At 61.3% G+C, this 22,046-nt stretch carries 31 protein-coding genes; 15 read left to right on the top strand and 16 right to left on the bottom strand.

Going from position 1 to position 22,046, the window contains the following annotated elements; translation table 11 throughout:
* Positions 1-6: 6 nt before the first annotated feature.
* The 4 genes from V5738_RS11170 to V5738_RS11155 are packed head-to-tail and all read right to left on the bottom strand — an operon-like array spanning position 7 to position 2,418.
* Positions 7-597 (bottom strand): pilus assembly PilX family protein, encoded by a 591-nt coding sequence (locus V5738_RS11170; protein ID WP_423820884.1) that lies wholly within the window; start codon positions 595-597, stop codon positions 7-9.
* Complete coding sequence (locus V5738_RS11165) at positions 594-1,382, bottom strand: PilW family protein (RefSeq protein ID WP_423820883.1); 789 nt, start codon at positions 1,380-1,382, stop codon at positions 594-596. The genes V5738_RS11170 and V5738_RS11165 overlap by 4 nt, the downstream gene beginning before the upstream one ends.
* Complete coding sequence (pilV, locus tag V5738_RS11160) at positions 1,379-1,927, bottom strand: type IV pilus modification protein PilV (RefSeq protein WP_423820882.1); 549 nt, start codon at positions 1,925-1,927, stop codon at positions 1,379-1,381. The genes V5738_RS11165 and pilV overlap by 4 nt, the downstream gene beginning before the upstream one ends.
* Positions 1,924-2,418, bottom strand: coding sequence for a GspH/FimT family pseudopilin (locus V5738_RS11155; protein WP_423820881.1), 495 nt, complete (start codon positions 2,416-2,418; stop codon positions 1,924-1,926). The genes pilV and V5738_RS11155 overlap by 4 nt, the downstream gene beginning before the upstream one ends.
* Positions 2,419-2,875: 457 nt before the next feature.
* Here V5738_RS11155 and V5738_RS11150 point away from each other — a divergent pair, with 457 nt between their 5' ends.
* Both V5738_RS11150 and V5738_RS11145 read left to right on the top strand, forming a co-directional pair.
* Positions 2,876-4,501, top strand: coding sequence for a hypothetical protein (locus V5738_RS11150; RefSeq protein WP_423820880.1), 1,626 nt, complete (start codon positions 2,876-2,878; stop codon positions 4,499-4,501).
* Between the two features lie 462 nt (positions 4,502-4,963).
* Complete coding sequence (locus V5738_RS11145) at positions 4,964-5,938, top strand: tyrosine-type recombinase/integrase (RefSeq protein ID WP_423820879.1); 975 nt, start codon at positions 4,964-4,966, stop codon at positions 5,936-5,938.
* A gap of 170 nt (positions 5,939-6,108) precedes the next feature.
* Here the strand turns inward: V5738_RS11145 and V5738_RS11140 are convergent, their stop codons facing one another.
* From V5738_RS11140 to V5738_RS11085, 12 genes are all read right to left on the bottom strand, one after another.
* The gene (locus V5738_RS11140) at positions 6,109-6,681 is read right to left on the bottom strand and encodes a hypothetical protein (RefSeq protein ID WP_423820878.1); all 573 of its coding nucleotides are present in this window, start codon (positions 6,679-6,681) and stop codon (positions 6,109-6,111) included.
* Between the two features lie 197 nt (positions 6,682-6,878).
* Positions 6,879-7,535: a J domain-containing protein gene (locus tag V5738_RS11135; RefSeq protein WP_423820877.1), complete on the bottom strand. Its 657-nt coding sequence runs from the start codon at positions 7,533-7,535 to the stop codon at positions 6,879-6,881.
* 2 nt (positions 7,536-7,537) lie between these two features.
* Positions 7,538-7,876: a hypothetical protein gene (locus V5738_RS11130; protein ID WP_423820876.1), complete on the bottom strand. Its 339-nt coding sequence runs from the start codon at positions 7,874-7,876 to the stop codon at positions 7,538-7,540.
* A gap of 11 nt (positions 7,877-7,887) precedes the next feature.
* Positions 7,888-8,433, bottom strand: a complete 546-nt coding sequence (gene ssb / locus V5738_RS11125; RefSeq protein ID WP_423820875.1) for a single-stranded DNA-binding protein — start codon at positions 8,431-8,433, stop codon at positions 7,888-7,890.
* Positions 8,434-8,444: 11 nt separating this feature from the next.
* On the bottom strand, positions 8,445-9,101 hold the full coding sequence (locus V5738_RS11120) for a lambda exonuclease family protein (RefSeq protein WP_423820874.1): 657 nt from the start codon (positions 9,099-9,101) through the stop codon (positions 8,445-8,447).
* A 19-nt stretch (positions 9,102-9,120) separates the two neighbouring features.
* Positions 9,121-10,122, bottom strand: coding sequence for a DUF1351 domain-containing protein (locus tag V5738_RS11115; protein WP_423820873.1), 1,002 nt, complete (start codon positions 10,120-10,122; stop codon positions 9,121-9,123).
* Positions 10,123-10,124: 2 nt separating this feature from the next.
* Complete coding sequence (gene bet, locus V5738_RS11110) at positions 10,125-10,979, bottom strand: phage recombination protein Bet (RefSeq protein WP_423824170.1); 855 nt, start codon at positions 10,977-10,979, stop codon at positions 10,125-10,127.
* Positions 10,980-11,094: 115 nt separating this feature from the next.
* Positions 11,095-11,304, bottom strand: coding sequence for a hypothetical protein (locus tag V5738_RS11105; RefSeq protein WP_423820872.1), 210 nt, complete (start codon positions 11,302-11,304; stop codon positions 11,095-11,097).
* Positions 11,301-11,579 (bottom strand): hypothetical protein, encoded by a 279-nt coding sequence (locus tag V5738_RS11100; RefSeq protein WP_423820871.1) that lies wholly within the window; start codon positions 11,577-11,579, stop codon positions 11,301-11,303. The genes V5738_RS11105 and V5738_RS11100 overlap by 4 nt, the downstream gene beginning before the upstream one ends.
* A 236-nt stretch (positions 11,580-11,815) precedes the next feature.
* Positions 11,816-11,974, bottom strand: a complete 159-nt coding sequence (locus V5738_RS11095; protein ID WP_423820870.1) for a hypothetical protein — start codon at positions 11,972-11,974, stop codon at positions 11,816-11,818.
* Between the two features lie 130 nt (positions 11,975-12,104).
* Complete coding sequence (locus V5738_RS11090; RefSeq protein WP_423820869.1) at positions 12,105-12,404, bottom strand: hypothetical protein; 300 nt, start codon at positions 12,402-12,404, stop codon at positions 12,105-12,107.
* Positions 12,401-13,108 (bottom strand): LexA family protein, encoded by a 708-nt coding sequence (locus V5738_RS11085; RefSeq protein ID WP_423820868.1) that lies wholly within the window; start codon positions 13,106-13,108, stop codon positions 12,401-12,403. The genes V5738_RS11090 and V5738_RS11085 overlap by 4 nt, the downstream gene beginning before the upstream one ends.
* A 334-nt stretch (positions 13,109-13,442) precedes the next feature.
* Here V5738_RS11085 and V5738_RS11080 point away from each other — a divergent pair, with 334 nt between their 5' ends.
* From V5738_RS11080 to V5738_RS11020, 13 genes are all read left to right on the top strand, one after another.
* Entirely contained in the window at positions 13,443-13,919 is a 477-nt protein-coding gene (locus tag V5738_RS11080) for a helix-turn-helix domain-containing protein (protein WP_423820867.1), read from the top strand.
* A 269-nt stretch (positions 13,920-14,188) separates the two neighbouring features.
* Positions 14,189-14,398 carry a hypothetical protein gene (locus tag V5738_RS11075; protein WP_423820866.1) on the top strand — a complete coding sequence of 70 codons (210 nt, stop codon included), beginning with the start codon at positions 14,189-14,191 and terminating at the stop codon, positions 14,396-14,398.
* 294 nt (positions 14,399-14,692) lie between these two features.
* Positions 14,693-15,676 (top strand): hypothetical protein, encoded by a 984-nt coding sequence (locus tag V5738_RS11070; RefSeq protein ID WP_423820865.1) that lies wholly within the window; start codon positions 14,693-14,695, stop codon positions 15,674-15,676.
* The gene (locus tag V5738_RS11065; RefSeq protein ID WP_423820864.1) at positions 15,666-16,280 is read left to right on the top strand and encodes a hypothetical protein; all 615 of its coding nucleotides are present in this window, start codon (positions 15,666-15,668) and stop codon (positions 16,278-16,280) included. The genes V5738_RS11070 and V5738_RS11065 overlap by 11 nt, the downstream gene beginning before the upstream one ends.
* Entirely contained in the window at positions 16,277-17,452 is a 1,176-nt protein-coding gene (locus V5738_RS11060) for a DNA cytosine methyltransferase (protein WP_423820862.1), read from the top strand. Before V5738_RS11065 ends, V5738_RS11060 begins: the two co-directional genes overlap by 4 nt.
* 17 nt (positions 17,453-17,469) lie before the next feature.
* Positions 17,470-17,889, top strand: a complete 420-nt coding sequence (locus tag V5738_RS11055; RefSeq protein WP_423820861.1) for a recombination protein NinB — start codon at positions 17,470-17,472, stop codon at positions 17,887-17,889.
* A gap of 586 nt (positions 17,890-18,475) precedes the next feature.
* On the top strand, positions 18,476-18,784 hold the full coding sequence (locus V5738_RS11050) for a hypothetical protein (RefSeq protein WP_423820860.1): 309 nt from the start codon (positions 18,476-18,478) through the stop codon (positions 18,782-18,784).
* 217 nt (positions 18,785-19,001) lie between these two features.
* The gene (locus tag V5738_RS11045; RefSeq protein ID WP_423820859.1) at positions 19,002-19,226 is read left to right on the top strand and encodes a hypothetical protein; all 225 of its coding nucleotides are present in this window, start codon (positions 19,002-19,004) and stop codon (positions 19,224-19,226) included.
* A 193-nt stretch (positions 19,227-19,419) separates the two neighbouring features.
* Positions 19,420-19,995 carry a hypothetical protein gene (locus tag V5738_RS11040; protein ID WP_423820858.1) on the top strand — a complete coding sequence of 192 codons (576 nt, stop codon included), beginning with the start codon at positions 19,420-19,422 and terminating at the stop codon, positions 19,993-19,995.
* A gap of 2 nt (positions 19,996-19,997) precedes the next feature.
* Positions 19,998-20,213 (top strand): TraR/DksA C4-type zinc finger protein, encoded by a 216-nt coding sequence (locus V5738_RS11035; protein ID WP_423820857.1) that lies wholly within the window; start codon positions 19,998-20,000, stop codon positions 20,211-20,213.
* Positions 20,210-20,773: a hypothetical protein gene (locus tag V5738_RS11030; protein WP_423820855.1), complete on the top strand. Its 564-nt coding sequence runs from the start codon at positions 20,210-20,212 to the stop codon at positions 20,771-20,773. The genes V5738_RS11035 and V5738_RS11030 overlap by 4 nt, the downstream gene beginning before the upstream one ends.
* 10 nt (positions 20,774-20,783) lie before the next feature.
* On the top strand, positions 20,784-21,359 hold the full coding sequence (locus tag V5738_RS11025) for a hypothetical protein (RefSeq protein ID WP_423820854.1): 576 nt from the start codon (positions 20,784-20,786) through the stop codon (positions 21,357-21,359).
* Between the two features lie 425 nt (positions 21,360-21,784).
* Positions 21,785-22,006, top strand: coding sequence for a hypothetical protein (locus V5738_RS11020; RefSeq protein ID WP_423820853.1), 222 nt, complete (start codon positions 21,785-21,787; stop codon positions 22,004-22,006).
* Positions 22,007-22,046 lie beyond the last annotated feature (40 nt).

Genomic DNA, 22,046 nt, shown 5'->3' with positions numbered 1-22,046 from the left:
GCAGTCCTATCTCGAGACCTGATAGACGCTTTGGACGACAGCCCGCGCGGCCGGAGCGCGTCCGCGCGCCCGGGCCGTGATGCGGAACAACTGCGTATCGGCGAGTTTGCCGGCATCGAGATCATGGCTTGCCTGGCCGCTGAGGTTTTCGACCATGTAGTCGACGTTCAACTCGGCATCGTTGGTGTAATGGCCGATTTCGGGCCGATTCCAGAACGCGTCGGACATGAAATAGTCGGGCGAGGCTGATGGTTTCACGCCCGCTACGGCCACATCGACCTGGGATTGGTAGCTATGGCACGGCGAATCCGGGTTTGCATCGTTTGGTGCGCCAGCGAACGCAGCGTTGCAGCGCACAAAATCATCGGTTGCGAGAATCCGTTCAACATGGACCAAGGCCGAGTCGGCGGCGTTCAATGCTTTCGACTTCTCGCGCTGGTTCGAAGCCATGCGCTGCTGCAGCGTCGAGGAATTGATCGCGGAAACCGCTAATAACGTCAGCAGCACGAGAAAGACCAGGCTTGTCACCAGGATGAAGCCGGTCTGGCCATTGCGGTGCGCATGGCCGCACCGACGATGTTGGCAATAACCACTCATTGGGGGGGGTTCTCGATCGCAATGGTCCGGTCTAGAAATACATAGGCACGGCGATCGTCGATCTGGATCGTCTGGCCGTCGGCGAAGGTGTAATCGCGCTTTATGGGCGAGGACAACGCAGGATCGTCGTCCCGGCTATGCATCAGCAGCTGGATGCGAACGCTGCGCACATTGGCCGCCTGGCCGTTATCGAGCGTATCCACATAGCGATAACGCAACGGCGTATCACTGACCTGCAAGCCGTAGCGAACGTTGAAGCGATCCACATTTTCGACGATCGGCTGGGCTACGCCCGCGGGCGTGCCATCCATATGGTATTTCTGACAAAGCAGCGAGCGGTTGGCGTTGACATAGAACTTGAAATCGCTCGTCTCGGGAACGCCCACGGCGCCGACTTGCCCGCCCAGACAGTCGCGTACTCCGCCTTCAGCCTGGAACCGTATACGCAGTTCGTCGCTCTCAGTGCCCGATCCCGTCTGGCCGGTGATATAAGCGCGCGCGGCGTACCGGGGCGCCGCACCCTCGCTCGGCGGAAAGATTCGGCCCAGGCTGCGATCCAGCTGGGTGCGATAACCGGCATGCGCGATGGCATGGGAAATCAAGAAATCGCTGTATCGCACGTTTTCTTGCAGGTGCGCGGTTGCACGCTGGGCATCGAAGCTGGCCCGGTTGCTCAACAGAATCTGTAGCACGCCGGCCAACAACAGCAGCCCGATAACCAAAGCCACCATGAGTTCGACCAGTGTGAAGCCCCGCTGGCCGTGGGCAGCCGGTGTTCGGCTCATGGTTGCACCTCGATTCTGAAACAGCGACGCGTGCGACTGCCCTCGCTCGGGCTATCCGGACAGTTGGTCTGGCCGGTCGCGCCGTCGGCGTTCTCCGGCCCGCTGCGGCCGGCCCAGGACACGGTAATGGCATAGACCCGGCAGCGCGTCGTGCCGTCGACCGTTCCGGTTTCGCGGCAATCGACCGATCCAGCGCCATCCGGCAGACGAGCCGAGACGTTCTGTTGCCATTCCCAGGCATCGAAACGGGCCATCTGGGCAGCGGTGCATGCGGCTTCGGGCCCGGCACAGGAGATGCTCGGTAGGGTGCTCGAGGTGTTGGCACGAATCGAGGCGTAGACCGCCGCTGCGGCGGTCGATGGGTTCGCACGCATCCGGCCGGCGATATCGTCGGCAGCGATATTGGCAGCGGTTTGCGACTGCGACACCTGGGTGTTGACCAACGCCACCGTCTGTAGGCCCAGTAGGCCGAGCAGGCCAATCGAAATCACGACCAGGGCGACCAGGGCTTCGAGTAGGGTGAAACCGGTCTGCCGGGCGGTCATGATTGCGCCTCGACGCGGCCGCTGGAGGCGACCGCGATGGTCGTGGCTGTGTCGTCGCTCCGGGCTTCGAAAGTACGCCCGGAGATCGCGAACCCGTTGGCGTTGAAACTGAGCGGCGAGGGGTCGGCGCTGGTCACGGCAAACCCGGAGCCGGTGGCGCCGTGCACTCTCAGGCGATTGTCGGCATTGGGTTGGTCGTCGGCGTACCGCGGGTCGGGCGCATAGACCAGCCAGCCTCGACTCCAATCGCCGTCGTGGCTACAGCTGCGCTGGTCATGACTGGCGCAGACATACACCGTACGCCCACGGCTGACGGCCTCGCTGCGGGCATAGTTCAAGGCGCCGATCAGATCGTTGACGTTGGCCGCGAGCGTATTGCGCGCGACGATGCCCCGATACGACGGTACGGCAACGGTCACTAGGATGACCGCTACAGCCATCGTGACGAGCAGCTCCAGCAGCGTAAAACCGCGACTATCGGCGTCTCCCACATCGAACCCCCACGCCCCGTCGTTATGACACGATACGCGTGAATACCGCCTGCGACGACCGCGGTACGACAGGCGCCGATGCTCTGCCGATGGACGGTGCCAGGTCGTGCGATTCGCGAGCCGCCAGCGGTTGGGTGATCGACTCGTACCGGCGTTGCACAAGCTGTATCCGCAAAACTTCGAAACGTCTCCCTGACCGGGTTCGCAAAAGACCCACGTTCAGCGATCCAACGGCCCAAACGGCGCGTCTATGCGCGCGATCAGCAGGCGCGGATGGCCCTGGCTACGGCTGGATGGGATCGCCCCGAGGCTTGCCAGCGCTGAGATCGGAAGAGTTCGGATTTTGCACAATAAACCTGTGCATGCCGGGGAAGTTGAAAGTTGCGTTTGGATATAAAAAATAACAAAAAGACATCGGCGTTATAGCGGGGGAAGTGTTTGTCGAGGGCACTCGATCATGCGACAACCGGCATTTCGCACGACGGCTATCGCTCAAGGCCTCGATCGCACGACGGGACCGGCACGGGGCCGCCAGGGAATACGCGATCTCGGTATCGCGATCGGCATGCTGGTATTGCCGATGCTCGTCCGGGTGGCCTGGCCGACCGAGCCGTTGCTGGCCGACGATGCCTACTACTATCTCGTGGTGGCAGAACGCATGGCCGGCGATTTTACGAGTGCGTTCTACGGCCATACGCTGACCAACGGCTATCATCCGCTCTGGCTGGGCATACTGAGCCTGCTCGGTTTTACCGTCGGGCTACACGAGAAACTGATCGTTGCGCTGGGGATCATCCTGAGCTCGGCGACGATCTGGGTCGTGCTTTTTTATCTTCGCCCCCGAACATGGCGCGGCGCGCTCTGCATAGCTGTGTTGATCTGGTTGCCATTTCGGGGCACATCCGCATTCACTGGTATGGAATCCGGGCTCGTTCTGTTTTTGGGGACCTGGGCGCTATGTGTTCTGTATATCAGCCCACGGCATGATGCCGCCTCGTTATTCATTGGCAGCGTACTGCTCGTTCTGGGGATGGCAGCCCGTATCGATTTCGCGCTCATCGCACTACCGGCGCTATGCCTGGCCCCGGATTACAGCCGGTTCGGCAAGCTCGTTGCCGGCTGCAGTTATCTGCTGCTGGGCGGTGCCTATGCTGTTGTCAACTACGCCGTGTTCGGTATCGCATTGCCGATATCCGGGGCAGTGAAAGCGCTGGGTGGCCTGCAGATCAATTCGCTGTTCATCGAACAGAACATCCTTACCGATGATGTCGGTGGATTCGTAACCAATCTGATCACCATGTCGCCGACGACGTTGGTCATCGGTGTGATGGTAGGCAGCCTAGTGCTGCTCGGCTATCGAGCGCATGCGATACGCCATCGGTCTATGTGGCGTCGGGCACGCCTGCTGATGTTGGCGTGCATCGCAGGGGGCGGCCTCTATCTCGTGAAGCTCGTTTTCCTGTCCAGCTGGCGGACCTGGGGCTGGTATGGCTATCCGAACGGTTTTCTGGTCTTGAGCCTGTGTTTTTTTTTCAAGACAGCGATAACGCCTCGCCTGTCGTCCCGGCTGAAAGCGACGACCCTATGGCTGGGGGCAGCCGCGCTGCTGCCGTTCTACGGCGTCGCCAACGCCACGATCGAGATACAGAGCGGCTTTGTCGCAGTGAACCATCGGTTTGTCGACAAAGAAAAGCCCCGGCTGCGCTCGATGCGTCTCGCGATGGGCGATCGGGCTGGATCGCTGGCTTATTTTCTAGGTACGAACAATATCTTCCAGATGGAAGGGCTGGTCATGGACCGGCGTTATCTGGATGAGCTCGAGAATGCATCGAATATACAGCCTTATCTGTGCCGCCACGGAGTCGATGTCGTGCTCGATTACGAGCCGCCTCTCGGAGCCTATGTCATACACCGCGTCGATGTGTTTCGGCCGGCACTCACGCAATATCCCAGCGCCTACGTTATGGTCCGGCGTGCACAGCAGGTTTTTCGTTTTCACGACGATCGGCTTTTCCCGAGCGACGGCCTGGATCGGGACACCATCCTTTATGGCTGGGCGCTCGATTGCCGATCTCGGTCTTAGGCCGATGGCGCCAGTCGGCCCGCGAGCCGCCCGGCGGTTTGTGTCGACGATCACCCGGGTCGGCGGCGCAGGCTATGGCAGCACCTAGGAGCGCCACATTGCGGCGCGGGCCAACGCTGCGGGCGCATCGCAGACGATATCGGGAAAGCGTTGCGCAAAAGCACAAACAGGGCGAGTACTCGTGGATGACGGCAAGGCGTAACGCCGATTCGCGCACTGTGGGATCGAGGTTGGCCGCAGTGCAAAAAAAAGGCCCAGAGCGGATACCGAATCGCTCTAGGCCTTTCGTATGGTGCCGGGGAGAGGACGCGGGCGCGCTGTCTCGCTGTATATCCTTACACCACAATATGCCTCAAGAGACTGTTTTAAAAGCCATTTCTATAAATTGCAAAACCGCGCTATGCCGCATAGCGTCGTCTATGACTTAATGTGCCGCACAGCATTGCGTCACGGATTACGTCATTGGCGAGCTATAGAAAACGCAGCGGCGGCTGGTACGTCGAGATTCGAAAGCGCGGCATCTATCGATCGCGAACCTTCTCGACCAAAGCGGCGGCGAAATACTGGGCTGACGAGATCGAGGCCGACATCGAGTCGGGTCGACCAATGGGGCAGCACACGCTTGCCCAGGCAATGCAGCGCTATTCAAGGGATGTGAGCTCGAAGAAGAAGGGCGCGCGCTGGGAGCGACTGAGGCTCGACGCGTTCGAGTCAAGCATGGCGTTTTCAGGCAAGGCGATCGACGATGTGACGCCTAATGATCTAGCGACTTGGCGTGACCAGCGGCTGACGAAAGTCGCGGCGTCGTCGCTGCGGCGAGACTTCAATCTTCTCAACAGCGTATTCGAAATCGCGCGCCGAGAATGGCGCTGGATCACGTCGAACCCGTTGAAAGATGTGTCTAGACCTGCCAACCCGCCGCCGCGCGAGCAACTGATATCGGAGGATCAGGCGGCGTCCGTCAAGGAGGCGGCCGGGTACTGGCGTGGGATGGAGCCACGGACGACACAACAGGTCGTGGCGGCGGCATTCGATCTGGCGCTCGAAACTGCGATGCGGGCCGGGGAGATTCGTGGGCTACGCGGACCGCAGATTCATCTGGCCGAGCGGTACGTTGACCTGCCGGAAACGAAAAACGGACGCCGCCGGCAAGTTCCGCTGACGACGGCTGCGGTCGAGATATTGGCGGCGATGGATCCAGATGAGCCGTTCCCGGTAACGTCCGGCACGATGGACGCCACGTTCCGGCGCATACGGCGCAAAGCGGGACTGTCTGAGGCGTTTACGTTCCACGATAGCCGCGCGACGGCGATAACGCGGCTTGCCAAACGCCTCGATATACATGATCTCGCCCGCATGACGGGCCATCGAGACCTGTCGATGCTCACGCGCTACTACCGCGCGACCGCGAGCGAGATTGCCCAGCGTCTCGATTGAGCGCGTAGTCCATGACTTCCTGCGCCACGTACAGCTTCGGCCGCTCCGAGCCGCGTATCGGTTTCGGGAAGCCTGGCTTGTGGGTCGTGCGATCGCGGGCCTGCTTAACGCTCTGGCGGTAGAACGCGGCGATCTGCTGAACATCCCATAGTTCAGGGGCTTTTGCTGTGTCACTCATCTTTGCCCTCGCTGTTCAGGCCCATGTACTCGTCAGATTCCGCACCCGCCAGTTCGGTCAATACCGACCGCAGCCGCTCGTTTTCGGCCTTCAGTTGCCGTATCTCGGCGTTGAATGCAGACGCCTCGCAATGACGGGCGCAGGGCGCGGGGTGTTCGCCGCACGCCTGGGGGCCGTGGCGCGAGTCAGCCAGCCGCATGTTCTCGGCCTCAAGCTCGGCGATACGCGCCTCCTGATCTGCCGACAGCGTATAGGCCTTGTCCCGCTCGGCCCGGATATTGGCACGCTCGATTTTAAGCTCGTTGACTCGCCCCCATGCGCTGTTTTGCGAATCGATAATCTCGTCGCGCTCGGCTTGAAGCTCGGCAATGCGCTCGGCTTGGTTATGCATCCGACCCGATCCATCGATCTCCCACCACTGCACGCGGCCGAAATAGTCGAGCGTGGCGCGCCGATTTGTAGTGGGATCGTTGAATATCCAGCCGATGCGCTGCATGCCTTTATCGGTCAGCGCCATCCGTTTGGCCTCGGCGGCGCGGTTTTCGCGTTCTGGTATATCGCTCATGGCTAGCGCTCTTTAATCCCGCGGGTCTATTCGGTCAATGGAGCTGAACACGCAGCTCCTGCAATACTGATTGCTGCCTCCACGCAAGGTGATGCTGACCGTGGTTTGCTTATCGCCGCTGCCTACTTTGGTTTGGGCTCCACTAAACTGATTGCTAATATCGATCTCGGCTCCGCATTGATCGCAAAACGTCTTAATCACAGCCCACGCTCCTGCTTGGCTTGTTGCCAAGCGCGCTGTACCCGGTGAAACGCCTCGCTGCTGCCACCAGAATCAGGATGGGCGGCACGACGGGCCGACAGATACGCGACGTATATTTCATCGTCTGTCGCAATATCGGCCTGTACGCCGAGAATGTCTGACCAGTGCTCGCTGCCGGCCTGGTCCGGGCTCGGGAGCGCCGGGTGCGGATAAGACTCCACCATCGACGACACGCCCCAGCGCTCTTTGCCGCGGTCGGCTTCGATGTTCTTGGCGATCGCGGCCAGGTTGTCAGCGACGCGAGTCCACTTGTCGCACGGCGCGCAGCGGTCTTCGCCGTCGATCGTGAAGTACACGCACACGCCCGGATCATCTGGCTCGCGCGCATTGGAATAGGGCAGGCCATCGCGGCGAGTCGGCACGTTCGTAGATATCACGATGCTGTCTGGCGGCACTCGCCAGGCTTTGCCGTGCGGCGTGATCTTGTCGAGTTCGGACAGTACGCGGTCGCGGGCTTCGGCGATCGACAGGGACTTGTTGCCCCAGCCAGCTGAGTTTCGCTTGCCGAACCGCGCTACCTCTCGTTCATGGCCGGGCGTTCGCGGGCGAGTAGCTGGCCATTGCAGCGGGTATCTTTGGATATCTTCCCGCATGGCTACACGTCCTTATAGAAGATGCCGTCCGCGCCGAGCTCGCCGGTGCGGTCGCGGATCTCGCGATGCGCTACGTAGAGCATCTGCACCGGATCCTTGCCAGCGGCGAAGCACGCCATCAGGAACGTCACGCCGAAGTCACCGAGATCGTCTTCGATGCGCTCGTCGAATGTGGCGTGGTCGATTTCACCGGCCTCTAGGGCAGTTATCGAGCGCAAGCCCTCGTTGGCTTCCTCGATGCCCTTGGTGAGCTGGCCAGCGATCGTGCCATTGGTAGTGATTTTTCGCTCGCGTCCCCACTGCTCGAGCAGGCCGGCGACGTTGTCGAAAGACTTGGGCATGGTTCGGTTCCTCAAAATGGAATGTCGTCGTCGAGGTCGTCATCGAAACCGGGGTCTCCGGCCGGTAGGTTCGGGCCGGCACCTTGCGGCCCATGCGATTGCGGATAGCCGCCTGCTTGGCCTTGGCCACCGCGCGCCGGCCCGCTGCCGCGGCTGGTCGCGCCATGGCTCTGGGCCTGATTGTTCGCACGGCTCTGTTGTCCGGCATTGCCCTGGGGCTTGCCGTCGAGCATCTGCATCTCATTAGCCACGATTTCGGTCGTGTAGCGATCCTGACCGTCTTGGCTTTGCCATTTACGCGTCTGAATTCGACCCTCGACATAGACCTTCGAGCCCTTGCGCAAGTATTCGCCGGCGACTTCGGCCAGGCGTGCGAAAAACACCACGCGGTGCCATTCCGTTTTTTCTTGTTGCTCGCCGGACGACTTGTCGCGCCAGGTTTCGGACGTCGCGATGTTCACGTTGGTAACGGCCGTACCGCCCGCGGTGTAGCGAGTTTCCGGATCGGCGCCGAGATTTCCGACGATGATCGCTTTGTTGATGCCTCTGCTAGCCATGATGATTCCCTTTAAGCGGCCCGGGCGCCGCCGTAGTAGCGATCGAGCATGTGACGCTCAAGGGCGTCGAGCTCGCGATTGAACTGGTCGACTTCGCCACGCAGCCAGTCGATGTACTGCTCGTCACGCTCGACGCGTCGCACGAAAAGCGGCAGGCCGCGGCAATAGCTCACGAAGTCGCAGAATTCATAACCGGAGACCATGAGTGCGCCTTGAACCTGCGCCCGGTGTTCGCCGGGCAGCTCGCCACGGGTCAGCACGTCCAGGTGCAGCTCAGGCTTCTTGCTCTTGATCTCGACAATCCCGCGCTTGCCGACGATCACGCGATCCGGGCTCGCGCCGAGCGCGCCGCGCCGCATGAAGCCGATCGTCTCGACGCGCACGTTTTGCTGGAACGCGTAATCGTTGGCCGCAACGTCCTCGTCGTGGTGTCCGCGCTCTGTCTCGGGTGTGTCGAATTCGGCCGCCAGCGTGCCGGTCAGGCGCTCGCCCAGAAGCTGCATCATGTAGCGCCGACGGATCGCGCTCGGCTGATCCGCCCGCCCGGCGGATACCGCTTTGTGGAACGCGCTCGCGGTCGGGATGCCCAAACGGGCCAGCCGCCACGCCTCGGTGTTTTGTTCCACGTCCAGGATCTGCACATCGGCGTCGGCCGGAGCGTCGGCCACGGCGCCGTCGTCGTCGATATCAAGACTCCACACGATGCGCCTCCATGTAGCTCGGCTCGGGGATGCCGGCGTCTTTCAGCCGGTTTGATACGTGGGTCTTGAGCTTTTCCGGGCTGATGTTCTTATCGGCCGGCGTGCTGATATCAAACACGACCGTCATGCGCCACGCGTGATCGCCGTTGACCACCTCCGGAGCCGGCGTGTCGGCCTGGGCCGCGCGTTCGGCGGATGCCGCTACATCGGCCTCGGCCCGCTGGGCTGCGTCGCGGCTGTCGCTCTGGGCCTGGGCCTCAGCTGCCACCTTGGCCTCGCGCTCGGCTTTCTCGCGGCGGTGAGCCTCGGCTTTTTCCTCGCGCTTGATCTCGGCCGACATGACAGCCGCCAGACGCTCGCGGTACGTCTCGGCCTCGTCCTCGATGAAGTGGGCGACGTTTTCCCATGTCAGCGGCGCATCGAGCCCGGCCTTGTAGCTATCGCGCTCAAGCTCGAGCATTCGGCGGTCTACCGTGTCCTGCAGCGCGCGGTCGTCCTTGACTCGGGACTCGAGCGTTTCGCGGGCGGCTTTGGCGAGATTGCCTTTGCCCGTGACGCTGCCGAGCTTCACAAGATCGTCGATCGTGGTGCGCTGGTAGTCGATGCGCACCTCGTGCTGGCTCCACAGATCGGTTCGTCGGCTGTTCAGTAGCTGGTTGGCCTGCGCTTTAACCTGATCCTCGTATTGCGCGACTTGATCGACGATGCCCTGGCGGGCGGTCTTGCACCGCTCGCGCAGGTCTTTCATCTGGCTTTCGAATGCCTTGATCGGTGCCGAGACTTCGGAAACGGTCTCCTTGCGTTTTGCGTCGATCGTGCCTGCGTACTTATTCAGCTCGGCCGCGGCTTTCTTCGCGTCCTGAATGTTGTCCGGCGTGACAACGAGCGACGTATACCGTTCAAGCTCTGTGTCAAGTGCCGCTGCCACCTCGTCGAAGTTCGCGTTGATGGCGGGCGCCTCGTGACTGATGATCAGTTCTTGTTCCATGTTTATGCGTCCTCGGTCTGCGCAGATCGGATGCGGCCCATGACGAGCGGGAAGCGGTCAACGGGGATCTGGTCGATGGATGCCACGCCAAGCTGTTCGAGCAGGGCAGGCTCGTCCGCGCCGTGGGTCTCGATGGCCTCGGCGATCTGCTGCTGCTGGTCTTCATTGAGCGTGCGATCGGCAGCCGCCGGCGCCTGACGCTCGGCCGGTGCAGGGCCGTTGCGCTCGCTGCTGACCACATCGCCCTGCACGATCCGCTCGGCCTCGTCTTGGTCGAAGATGCCGACGAAGCCAAACGCCAGACGGGCGCACTGGATCATGGCCTTGTGCCGCAGGAATCGCTTGGTGTGCGACTGCCACGGCCCGATCATTGGGCGGTCGTTTTTCATGAACGGTGGGCGGTAAACCTCGTCGAGATATTCAGTGATCTCGACAGGGCGGCTGCGGTCCTTCCGGTACATGCGGCACGTGATGTACTCGGGGCATTTCTTGTGGTGCTTGTCGATCTCGATGAACTCGTCACTGGCCTCGAAATCCATGCCGTCGAAAGCGTCGCGCTCGTTGATGATTCGCGACCAGCCGTCGACGCCCACGATCGGCACGATGCCCGCGTTCTTATCGGGGAAGGCATAGATCTCTTTCGTGAACGGATTCAAGTTGTACTGATCAGCCACGACCAACAGCGCCATCATCTGTTCATTGCTGATGGGCTGATCGTTCTTCTGCCGAAATGCCGTTGCGGTCAGCGTCGACAGCATTTTGTTCGCGTCGACGCCATACTTATCGCCGATCCGTTCGACTAGCTTTTTTTGGCCGCCGCTGCGGCCTTGGCCTGTGTTGTTCCGGTTGTCACTCATAGTGCGCCTCTCGTAAATCGCTATGCCCTCGATAAAAAAGGCCGGCCCGGCGAGGAGGGGAGGGGACGCGAGCCGAGGGCACAACTCGCGATGACCGGGCCGGCCAAACTAATGATCAGTGCGGGCAAAAGCCCTGTGTTTCGCTGACCGTTTGACAGGTCGGCGCGTAGTCCTTGGCCACCTGTTCGCGCGGGTTGTGCTCGGCGCACCAGGCCATGACGATCACGATGATCAGCAAGAGCAGGGCGCAGCATCCGATTGCGTCAGCCGTTTCTTCCCGCCGTCGCTCATTGGACCAAGCTCGGCTGTCGTAGCGGTGTTTCATCGCGCCAGCCCCTTATCACGCACCACAGTTGTTGCCGCGCGAATCAACTCGCCGGCGATCGCGGCGGCCACTTCGTTTCGCCTTTCCGGCGTCAGCGTCCAGCGCTCATCGATCAGGCGACGGCACAGCGATCGCATGTAGCTGCTGTCTGCTGATGCGCGAATTAGGTCGGCCGTATAGGTCGTGTCGGGCACGACTTCGTGAGCCGCAACTGACGCCCGATAGATTTCTTCGGAGCAGTCGGGCACGTGCTGCCGCAGCTCGGCCGGCGTCATGCGATCGATCAGCGGATATCGGCTGGCACAGTGCTCGCACTGCATCGTGACGCGCATGCAATGGCGGTAACCATCCGACGGAACGCGTTCAACGGCCTGCCGCGGGCATTGCTCACACGGTTGTCCAGTACGGGCACACATCGACAAGCTGGGAGCGCGGTCCTGTACCCATATCGCCGGACCGTGATCTCGGTTTGTAGCTTGATCGATATGCCGATTTCGCATCTGTGTGCTCATCACGCACCCCCGACGAGGGCACAGATCGCACCAATGGTGATCTCGAACAGGCCCCAGGCCATGCCGATACCGGCAAGGATCGCCAACAGCGTGGCCGGATCGGCGTCGCACTCGGCGGCCGGGCGGTGATCGGGTCTCTTGTTATGGATCGTGTTCATTGTTGCCCTCGGTGTTGAAGGTCCAGCACATCGGCGGGCCGTGTTGCGCTGTTACGGAAAACCGTACGGCGAAGTCGTAACGGTGTCAACGGTATTCCGTAAAATTTGGGCAAATTTCTTTAGGGTGGGATTACGGGCGCTTTGAATCCGGGTGTTTAGCGCCTAGCCCGAACGCCTGCGCGGGCGTCTGATCGTTTAGTTCGGGCAGCAGATCGCGGCCAGCAGTCACAGCAGGCGGGGCGACAGGATGAACAGCGCGGCATTCGCTGTAGATGATTTCCGCCTGCGTGGCGGTCGCTGCCGAGGGCGTAAACAGGAACACGCACTGAGCACGAGAGAAGCCGTAGAAACCGAACAATGCCGGCCTATAAGCGAACATCGCGCACAAGGCGATCGCGCCGGATGCGATGACAGCCTGAGTTTTGGTCACGGCACGAGCAGCGCGCTTTTCATGGTGCCAATGATCTGAGAATCGCTGGCGATCTCGATCACTGGATACTGCGTATTCAGCGGTTCGAGGTAGAACTGGGAGCCCTCGACGTTCAGGCGTTTGAACGTCGCTTCGTAACTGTCGTCGTTGAGACGTGCGAGAACGAATCGGCCGGTAATGGCATCGCGAACCTCTGGATCGATCAACACGAAGGAACCCGGTGGGAAGCTGTTCCCGCCGCCAATGGTGTTCACCATTGATAGGCCCGAGAGCTCGGTCCAGAATGAACTGGCGCTGCATTTAACGCCCGGCGGAACCGGGAAGTGATGCTCTGAATCGCCGGGCTCGTAAGCATCTATGACCTCGGCCCAGTTGCCGGCCTCGGCAAAGCTTACGATAGGCGCCCACCGTACCGGCGAGCGCGCGGGTCGGAAATTATCACCTGATAATTCACTGCGTGTCGCCCCCCTGTCTTTCATCCCCCGCATTAGACCGTAACCGGTTTCGAGCCAGGTTGCATTGAACCCGGTGGCCGCGGCGATCGCCGGCAGCCGAGTCGTAGACTTCGAGTCCCCGCGCTCAAGGTCGTAGATCGTTGTCCGCGCAAGCTTTGTCTTCTGCGCCAAATCGACGACCGACATTCCGGCTTCCTTGCGCGCGTACTTAACGCGCTCGCCAACCGTGTTGAAGGTTTTTTCGCTCATTACGGCATTAAAACGGAAAGGCGCTACGGAATGTCTTGACCCGCAATTACGGAATCTCGTACATTCTGGCCATGAAGAGAGACACGCCGTGGGCGCAACGTATCCAGTGGTGCTTGGACTCTGGTCTGAGCCAGACCGATATCGCACACAAGTGCGGGTTTGAGCGCTCAACGCTGAATGACCTCTGGAAAGGGCGAAGCAAGCAGCCGAGAGGAATGGCCGCCGTCCGTCTTCACGCGCTTTCTGAGAAACACCGACCCAAAAACACAGAGGGAGCGTCGGCATGAACGAACCGACATGGGCAGAACGAATTCAGTTGTGCATCGACGGGGGAATGTCTCGCCGATCCATCGCCCATGCGCTGGGCGTGGGGGTTTCGGCAATCGAGGTCTTGGAGGCGGGCCAAGTGCCTGCCATGCCGCTCGGCGCGATGGGCGAACTGCGGCGCTTAACCGATGAGCGTCGGCCGCACGATTCGACTTATTCCAGTGACGATGCATTTTCTCCGGGCCCGTTGATGGCGTCCCGAGCATCTAAACCCGAACGCTCTGCAACTGCACGCAATTTGGAGTCTGCGATCCGTGAGCGGGTGAGCCGTATCACCCAATGCGAAGTAGCTCGGCTTTCAGGTATCGAGAAAACCGCGATCCATCGGCTGATGACCGGCGAGCGGGGCATCTATCTGGATGAACTGCATGACGTGCTCGCCGCGCTCGGTATGGCAATCATCGAGTGCGACGGCGATCTAGCGTCGATCCCTCGGGCCGAATACGACGCCCTGCGGACGCTGGCCAAGCGGGGGCTGGAATGAGCGGCAAGACGCGAACACTAGCCCAATCGCATGGTCTCGACGTACTCCAACACGCGAACGGCCATATCCAGATAAAGGGCGCCCACGCCCACGTCGACTACTGGCCGAACAGCAAGGCCAAGACAGCGTATTGCCCAGCCACTGGCAAGAAACTTCGCGGTGCTTCGCCAGAGCAAGCGGTTCAGCTATGCGTTGACGTGCAATCCAAAGCAGAGGCCGCCGGGTCGAAACGGCGGAAAGCACAGGATCGACCGCCGGCGCCGCAGGGCATGACACGCCGCGAGTGGATGAATGCCCCGGTTCGCACGAACCCGGCCGGGCTCGTTCATCTGTACGAAGGCGATGAGCCGCCTTGGGAAATTGAAGGCCCGTTCCAATTCGGTAGCGAATCCGACGAGATGCGTCATCGGGCGTTACGCCACGAAAACCGTGCGATCGATCTTCGTACGCAAGCGGCGGCCATGGATGGGGCGGCATGAGCAACCGAATCGACGAGACGGGCGACCAGCGTTGCCCGTTCTGTAAGCGAGGCGTGTCGGTTCAACGAAAGACCGGCCGCGAAACGTGCAAGGCGTGCGATCGATCGTATCGGCGCGTGCGGAAGGTGCGGGTATAGCCCGCGGACATGAAAAAGCCCGAGCTGGCTACCAACCGAACGCTCGGGCTTCCACATCTAGAAGGTTCAGTATGACTAAAGCGAAATCGACAAGCAATGCGGTGACTTTCGAGGTCGTTCGGGCCAACGTTGTCGACGTTATGGGGAAGGGCTAACGGTGCAATTCACTGTATCGATAGACCAAACCAGAGTGCTCGAATGGGGCCTGTCGTGCTCTGAGGCGGTGCTGTTCGCGTTCATCTACACGCTGCCGTCATGGGCCGAGTCTCGCGTCATCGACGGCGTGACGCATAGCTACGTCACGAAACAGAAAATCCTTCGCGAGCTGCCGATGCTGACCGATAAGCCGGATACGGTTTATCGGCATCTGAAAAGCCTGCGCGATAAAGGTCTGGTGACCATGACACGCCAGGAAGGCGCGATGTTCGTGGCAGTCACGAGCAAGGGCCAAGCCTGGAATCGCGTTCAAGCGCCGACGGGCGACGGCTCGGATAAAAATCCGAACCTCGGAAATAAATCCGAACCTCGGAAAAATCTCCGAGATGCCTCGGAAAAAAATCCGAATCACCTCGGAAATATTTCCGACATATCAGTATACCAAGGATCAGATAACCAACTATCAGAACAATCGTCATCTGGCGATGACGCGTCGGCTGACGCCGACCTTCTCGGCGACGAGCCGATGCCGATCGCTGCCAGCCGATCGAGCAAGCCTGAGCCCGTCTCTGACCAGGCCATCGTCGACCTGTACCACGAAATGCTGCCCGAGCTGCCGCGAGTCGCGAAGCTGACGGACAAGCGAAAAACCTGGATCGAAGCTCGGCGTAACGACCATCCCGACCATCGGTCGATCGAGTTCTGGCGCGGCTACTTCGAAATCGTGCAGCGCTCGCCGCATCTGCTCGGCAACAACGACCGCGGCTGGACCGCGAACTTCGAGTGGCTGGTCAATAGCAGCAATTTCGTCAAGACGATCGAGGGCCAATACCTGCGGCCCGAAGGCGAATCGAATGGACAAGCTAACGGACATCACGGCCAGGGCCGAGGCGAATCTCTCAATGTCCGCCTCGCCAAGCGTGGCCGGCAGGCCAAGGCCGAACGCGAGGCCCGAGAAGCAGCGGAGGCCGGATATGAACGCTGATCTGGTCGCACAGGCGCCGGTAGCCGATGAGGAAGCCGGCTTTGTTTCCGAGCTATTCATCCGTTTTGAATCCCGATATCTACGTCGCTGGCCGACGATGCGCGACGAGGAATCGGAAATGGTCCGGATCTACGAATGGGCTCGCGGCCTGCGTGCTCTCTCGGCCGATGACATCGAGCGGGGGATGGCCCGGCTGAGCGAGCGCCCGGCGCACAAAGTCGACTGGCCGCCGAGCGTCGACGAGTTCCGCGAACTCTGCTTGCCGAATCATGCCGATCTGGGCCTGCCCGAGCCGGAGGACGCATACCGCCAGGCCATCCGCAGCGACTGGTCGCACCCGGCCGTGCACTGGGCCGCACAACAGTGCTGGCACCAGCTGATGTTCCAAGGAGCCCGCGAGGCACGTCCTGCGTTTTCGAAAGCTTATCGACAAGCCCTCGACATGGCCCGCGGCGGCCACGTGTTCGAGGAACCGGCTTGGATGAAAGTCGAGCGAGCACTGGTCAACCAGCGCGACGAGCCGCTATCGGCGGAGGAAAACAAGAAGCGCGTACCCAGCCTTCGGGCTGCGTTGCGTGGTGAGTATCCGGGGGGTGGGGCATGAATTACCTGTCCGTCTGTAGCGGGATCGAGGCCGCAACATGCGCGTGGCAATCGTTGGGCTGGCAGGCAGTGGCGTTTTCCGAGATCGAGAAATTCCCCAGCGAGGTGCTGGCCGCCCGCCATCCGAACGTCCCGAACTGGGGCGACATGACTAAATTCGAGGAATGGCCCGATGCAGCTATCGATGTTCTCGTCGGAGGCACCCCGTGCCAGTCGTTCAGCGTTGCCGGACTCCGACGCGGCCTGGCTGACCCGCGTGGCAACCTCGCGCTCACCTATCTTGCGATCGCTGACCGCTATCGCCCCCGCTGGCTGGTCTGGGAGAACGTCCCCGGTGTCCTGTCAGCCGACGACGGACGGGCGTTTGGAGCCCTGCTCGGAGGGATGGAAAAACTCGGGTATGGGTGGGCCTACCGGACGCTTGACGCTCAGTACTTCGGAGTGGCCCAGCGACGCCGCCGTGTGTTCGTTGTCGCAAGCCTTGCAGGCTGGGCCGCTGCCGGATCGGTACTTTTTGAGCCCGAAAGCCTGCGCGGGAATCCTGCGCCGCGCCGAGAAAAGGGGCAAGAGGTTGCCGGCAGCGCTCAAGCAAGCACTGGAGACGTCGCGCACTGCTTGAATGCCGGCGGTATGGGGCGGCAGGACTATGAAACTGAGACGCTGATTGCCGAATGCGTTACCGGCGATACGACGCACGCGCTGACCGCCGAAGGTTTCGACGCCAGCGAGGACGGCACCGGGCGAGGCACGCCGATCTTCGCGTTCTCGTGCAAGGACCACGGCGCGGATGCCGGCGACACGTCGCCGACACTGCGCGCTATGGGACACGACGGAAGCCACTCGAATGCCGGTGGACAGGTGGCCGTTGCATTTCACGAAAATCAGCGAGCCGAAATCACGACCAATGAAACGGCCGGCGCGATCAATGTCGGTGGCGGCAAACCGGGGCAGGGTTATCCGGCAGTGATGCAGGGCACACACGTGCGGCGGCTAACGCCTGTTGAGTGCGAGCGCTTGCAGGGATTCCCGGACGGCTATACCGATATCGTGTATCGCGGCAAGCCGGCAGCCGATGGGCCGCGCTACAAAGCGCTCGGCAACAGCATGGCGGTGCCGGTCATGGCTTGGATCGGGCGGCGGGTCGATGCCGTAACGATTGAGGGAACGGCATGAGCACGCAAAGCCGAACCGTGCGCATCATCGGCGAATCCCAGCGGCGTTATGCCCACGAGATCGTCGACCGGATCGTAACCGGTGGTGAGCGCGTCTGGGAGATCGTCGTTCGGCCGCACGAGGACAAGCGCTCGTTGAAGCAGAACGCGGCCATGTGGGCGGCCTGTACCGATGTCGCCGATCAAGTCGAATGGTACGGCCGCTATCTCGATAAAGAGTCGTGGAAGGCGATGTTTGTTGCGGCGCTCAAAGGTCAGGACACGGTTCCAGGCATCAACGGCGGCTTTGTCGTGCTCGGCGGATCGAGCCGGAACCTACGCAAGCGCGAGTTCATCGATCTGCTTGATCTGATTCGCGCGTTCGGGAACGAGCACGGCGTCGAATGGAGCGACGACGTGACCGACGCGTACGACCACTATCTCGAGGTAGCGGCATGATCTGCGTCGCCAGAAACAACGACCAAGAGATCAGGCCGCTGACGGAAGCGATTGCGCAAGACGTTGTCTACGCGTGGTGCGCCCGATCTCAGCACGAGATAACAGTTCCGAATTGCAGCTCGGTATATGGGCCAGAGTCGGATGTTGCATCGATGACAAAGGCTCGGCTGGGCCACGCGTTTGAGATCAAAGTGAGTCGTGCCGACTGGCTGGCGGAATTGCGTCAGATACGTGGATCACATCAGTGCGCAAAACGGGGGCGGGCTCAGACGCTGTCCGAAGCAAAGAGCAAAGCGAAGCGTGTCGAATACCTAGCGCAACAAGGCTCGAACTGTTGCGGATTGGTCCCGCCTAGTTATTTCTGGCTCGTTACCGCGCCCGGAATCGTGCAAAGCGATGAGCTGCCGGAATACGCCGGTCTCATGGAAATTGACTGCTACCGCAACGGGCCCGTGAAAGCTCACGGCTATATGGCTCGTGAGATCAAGCCGGCGCCTCGATTACATCGAGTAAAGCTACTCGATAGTCAGATAATGGCCATGGCTCGCGGCGTCACGCTCCGCTATTGGCAGAACGGGAGGGGCGCATGAGCAAGCGCAACGCCACTAAAGCCGAGCGCGACCACATGGCCCGCGTTGCCGAATTGTCCTGTGTTCTCTGTACACGGCTCGGCCAAGAGCAGTGGTCACGAACCACTGTCCACCACCTGCGTGAGGGCCAGGGCGGCGCCCAGCGGGCCGATCATTTCCTCACGATCGCGTTGTGTGAGGACTGCCACCAAAATTCCCGGCTTGGTCTGCATGGGGACCGGACGCTGTTGCGGATCGCGAACTGCGACGAGCTGGATCTGCTGGCCGATACCTTGCGGGCGCTGAGTGCGCGGTGGGCGGCATGAGTATGTATCTGCATGGCGTAACGCGCGAGTCACTCGACTGTGCATGCCGCGCCTGTAGCAAGGCGTCTGTTTCGTGGTGGGCAAGACCGACCGTTTGGCATTGGCGTCTGTCGGCGATGGTGGTGATGGTTGCCGGGCTTGTAGGAGCCGGAAATCCCGTTGTTCTGCTGGGATGCTCGATGCTTTGGGCCGAAGTGTTCGCGACCGAGCATTTGCTATGAACCACCCCATCGCAGACGGCCTCACCGGCGAAGAAGCGCGCGAGGTCGTCGCCTGCCTTCTCGTGAGCGTGGAGAAACACGACCGGCGCGGTGATACGCGCGGACTACTGGCCGACGTGCTGACCACGACGCAGCTTGCCGAGCAGCTAGCGCGCGGTGTTCCGGATGATGGCGCCTGGCCGAACTACGGTGATGTGCGGTCGCCGGGAGTGTCGGCATGAGCAATTACGGGTCACGCCGAATTCATCAATGCGACCGGTGCGGGAAGGAAAGCGCCTGGGGGCCGAACTGGTCTTGGTACGGAAACGAGTTCGACCACGAGGCCGAAACCGTAGCGAAGTTCTGCAGCGACAAATGCAGGCCAGGCACGCCGTCGCCTCTTGCGATTGTCCGTGCCAAGCGTAGAGGCAAGAAATGAACATCGCCGAACACTGGCCGGGCCAGCCGGCCGATCTGTCCAGCCCGGCCGAAATCGAGGCCGAGGCCCAGCAGATCGCCAAATATCAGGGCCACGAGCGCCGACAAATGGCCGAGGCGATCCGGGGCCGGCATTCGCCGCACGTCTGGTCGATGATCCGCGAGAGTGCGGTGACCCTGGTGCGCGAGAACAAGTCGCGGCCGCAGGCTGCGGCGGTATCGGATCGCGCCCCGCGCCCCGACCGGGACCGAATCCAGCGAAAAACGGCCCCGCGTCGGGTCGAAACGCCCGCAGCACGGGCTTCTGACCCCGGGACCTCCCACGACGCAGCCGAGCACGTCACGGGCAAGGGCACGCGCCACCGCCAGCGTTTGATCGTGGCCCAGGCGGTGGCCGCGCATCCCGGCTGTACCGCTAAAGAGCTGGCCGAGTATTGCGAGGAGCTGGATCGCTACGACGTGGGCCGGCGGCTATCCGAATGCAAGACGGCCAGCGACGTGATCGAGGGCGATGCCCGCAAATGCAACCTCAGCGGCCGATCGGCGCTGACTTGGTATCCGAAGGGAGTTTGAACATGGCTGATGAAGCCGACAACGCAGCAACACAAACCGACCGAGCAACGGAGGCCGCTGTGGCCGCGGCTCGGGCGCGAGTCGCGGCCGGCCCGGCCGCATACGAATGCGATGAATGCGGCGACGAGATCAATCCGAAGCGACGCGAGGCTGTGCCGGGTGTCCGGCTCTGTTTCGAGTGTGCCAGCGATGCCGAGTATCGGAGTCGGATGCGATGAGAGAAGAGCGCATATTCATTCCCTGGCTTGGTCCGACGCTCAATCAGATATGGGCTGGCATGCACTGGGCCAAGCGCAACAAGATCGCCCACCAGGCGCATAAGGCTTGTTTGGCGGCGCCGGATCTCGCGCAGTTCACGACGCCGGTATCGCTTGTATTCCAGCCTCAGCATGGGAAGGGGCGCCGACGCCTGGATTGCACGAATTACGCTGTGACACAAAAAGCGATCGAGGACGGGCTGGTCGAGGCCGGCATCTTGCCCGGCGACTCGTTTAGCGAAGTTGTCAGCGTCAAAACCGAGGCCCCGATTCGGGGCGACGAAACCGGCATATGGGTCACGATAACGGCTGCCGCTGCAGATCCAGAGCCCGCCCCAGGCGATCGTCAAACGCATGCTGCGCACCCGGCGCAACCGGATCGAACGCTTTGTGGCATTGACTCCGGCGAGGGATACGCGAAAACCGATGCTGGCCCGGTGTCGTGCGACGCATGCCGGGCTGTCGTGAACTTCTGCCGCGAAACAATACGCATAGGCCAACCGCAACAGACTAGCCGATAGGATCTTGAGAATGGAAGCCGAAACCGTCGATACCCCGTACCGATCCGTCCGCCATGCTTTGAGTCGTGCATTCGCCGGTGAAGAACGCGTGATCTGCAAAAGCCCGATGCTCATGGGGTCGCGATCGAGTCGTAGCGATATGACGCCGCAGGATCACGCGGCCCAGGATGCGATCGTCGTATCGCTGGTCTATCAGCACTGCCGGCGGGAAGCGATCGCGGCTGTGACCGCGCAATACATGCCCGATTCGTTGACTCGGGCGCGCGGTGTGACATTCACGAAGAACGGCGCAATCCGAGCGTTGGCTGACGAGATCCGCGAGCATCATCTGTTCGCTAGCCTGCCAGCGCTGTACGTCGTCGACATCGTGCGCCAATGGGCTGGCCTGTCCCCTGGCCGCAGTGAAGCCGGCTGGATCGAGGAGATGGGCAAATCCTCACGGACATTGCGGAACATCAAGAACGGCAGCGGCGCCGCTGGCAACCGAAAGCCAAAGCCTGGGGTGCTCACATTCCTTGACGACTGGATTGAGGAGGCCGAGAGCACGATGCGGCCGGTTATGCGAGAGCGGGAGATTATCGGGTAACACCAATCGCATTAGTGGCGAGCGTTAGCGAGTCGGCTGCTACGACAGCAACAGCATAGAAGAGCTGGAGACCGCCCTGGAAAACGGCCCGGACCAAGTAGACATGCGCACCTGGGAAATCAGTGCTGATGAATGGCGAGAAAGCATTGAAAAAGCCCTCAAAGAGAAGCGGGCCGATGCCTGAACAGAGAAGTAAGTCACAGCGGGCCGCAGAGGCCCGCTATGACGCCAAGCGCCGAGGTAGGCCGAGCCTCGGCCGGGTTACTCAGGCACAGGCGAAATGGATCGACGAGCGCCGGCAGCCGGGCGAATCTCGTGCCGGGGCGGTGGTCCGGCTGCTAGGCATTGAGTGCGTACACCGGCGTCAGCGGCCCGCGTTAGCGGGTCCGCTGCACGCACTAGTTCGGACAGACACAGGATTGACAATGAAATTTCAAATTGAGCGCAGAATAGACCCTGAAACTGGCCACGAGATATTGACTTTTTCGGGCGTAATTAATCAGCGCGATATGGAAAGGCTGGAGCTGGGGAAGCTTGATCTAGCATTGCTTGCGGAAATGGATCGTTCAGGATTGCCTGCCGCAGATTATCTACTTGCTCTAGAAATGCTGTACCGACGGAATTCTGAGCTGTCGCCGAACACTTGAGTTCAGCCGTGGCCGCGCAGCGGGCATCGGCTGCATGCGC

This window comes from Salinisphaera sp. SPP-AMP-43 (genome assembly GCF_049568105.1).
GTDB lineage: Bacteria > Pseudomonadota > Gammaproteobacteria > Nevskiales > Salinisphaeraceae > Salinisphaera.
Note: the sequence above shows the minus strand (reverse complement) of the source record. Positions and strands in the feature narration are given on the sequence as shown.

Excerpts from the sequence above, each read along its gene's own strand:
- V5738_RS11150 (WP_423820880.1), top strand. The coding sequence starts at position 2,876 with ATGCGACAACCGGCATTTCGCACGACGGCTATCGCTCAAGGCCTCGAT.
- V5738_RS11050 (WP_423820860.1), top strand. The coding sequence starts at position 18,476 with ATGAGCAAGCGCAACGCCACTAAAGCCGAGCGCGACCACATGGCCCGC.
- V5738_RS11140 (WP_423820878.1), bottom strand. The coding sequence starts at position 6,681 with ATGAGCGATATACCAGAACGCGAAAACCGCGCCGCCGAGGCCAAACGG.
- V5738_RS11065 (WP_423820864.1), top strand. The coding sequence starts at position 15,666 with ATGAACGCTGATCTGGTCGCACAGGCGCCGGTAGCCGATGAGGAAGCC.
- V5738_RS11035 (WP_423820857.1), top strand. The coding sequence starts at position 19,998 with ATGGCTGATGAAGCCGACAACGCAGCAACACAAACCGACCGAGCAACG.
- V5738_RS11100 (WP_423820871.1), bottom strand. The coding sequence starts at position 11,579 with ATGACGCCGGCCGAGCTGCGGCAGCACGTGCCCGACTGCTCCGAAGAA.
- V5738_RS11080 (WP_423820867.1), top strand. The coding sequence starts at position 13,443 with ATGTCTCGCCGATCCATCGCCCATGCGCTGGGCGTGGGGGTTTCGGCA.
- V5738_RS11105 (WP_423820872.1), bottom strand. The coding sequence starts at position 11,304 with ATGAAACACCGCTACGACAGCCGAGCTTGGTCCAATGAGCGACGGCGG.
- ssb (WP_423820875.1), bottom strand. The coding sequence starts at position 8,433 with ATGGCTAGCAGAGGCATCAACAAAGCGATCATCGTCGGAAATCTCGGC.
- V5738_RS11040 (WP_423820858.1), top strand. The coding sequence starts at position 19,420 with ATGAACATCGCCGAACACTGGCCGGGCCAGCCGGCCGATCTGTCCAGC.
- V5738_RS11085 (WP_423820868.1), bottom strand. The coding sequence starts at position 13,108 with ATGAGCGAAAAAACCTTCAACACGGTTGGCGAGCGCGTTAAGTACGCG.
- V5738_RS11170 (WP_423820884.1), bottom strand. The coding sequence starts at position 597 with ATGAGTGGTTATTGCCAACATCGTCGGTGCGGCCATGCGCACCGCAAT.
- V5738_RS11045 (WP_423820859.1), top strand. The coding sequence starts at position 19,002 with ATGAACCACCCCATCGCAGACGGCCTCACCGGCGAAGAAGCGCGCGAG.
- V5738_RS11135 (WP_423820877.1), bottom strand. The coding sequence starts at position 7,535 with ATGCGGGAAGATATCCAAAGATACCCGCTGCAATGGCCAGCTACTCGC.
- V5738_RS11075 (WP_423820866.1), top strand. The coding sequence starts at position 14,189 with ATGACACGCCGCGAGTGGATGAATGCCCCGGTTCGCACGAACCCGGCC.
- V5738_RS11025 (WP_423820854.1), top strand. The coding sequence starts at position 20,784 with ATGGAAGCCGAAACCGTCGATACCCCGTACCGATCCGTCCGCCATGCT.
- V5738_RS11115 (WP_423820873.1), bottom strand. The coding sequence starts at position 10,122 with ATGGAACAAGAACTGATCATCAGTCACGAGGCGCCCGCCATCAACGCG.
- V5738_RS11095 (WP_423820870.1), bottom strand. The coding sequence starts at position 11,974 with ATGAACACGATCCATAACAAGAGACCCGATCACCGCCCGGCCGCCGAG.
- V5738_RS11130 (WP_423820876.1), bottom strand. The coding sequence starts at position 7,876 with ATGCCCAAGTCTTTCGACAACGTCGCCGGCCTGCTCGAGCAGTGGGGA.
- bet (WP_423824170.1), bottom strand. The coding sequence starts at position 10,979 with ATGAGTGACAACCGGAACAACACAGGCCAAGGCCGCAGCGGCGGCCAA.
- V5738_RS11165 (WP_423820883.1), bottom strand. The coding sequence starts at position 1,382 with ATGAGCCGAACACCGGCTGCCCACGGCCAGCGGGGCTTCACACTGGTC.
- V5738_RS11030 (WP_423820855.1), top strand. The coding sequence starts at position 20,210 with ATGAGAGAAGAGCGCATATTCATTCCCTGGCTTGGTCCGACGCTCAAT.
- V5738_RS11060 (WP_423820862.1), top strand. The coding sequence starts at position 16,277 with ATGAATTACCTGTCCGTCTGTAGCGGGATCGAGGCCGCAACATGCGCG.
- V5738_RS11020 (WP_423820853.1), top strand. The coding sequence starts at position 21,785 with ATGAAATTTCAAATTGAGCGCAGAATAGACCCTGAAACTGGCCACGAG.
- pilV (WP_423820882.1), bottom strand. The coding sequence starts at position 1,927 with ATGACCGCCCGGCAGACCGGTTTCACCCTACTCGAAGCCCTGGTCGCC.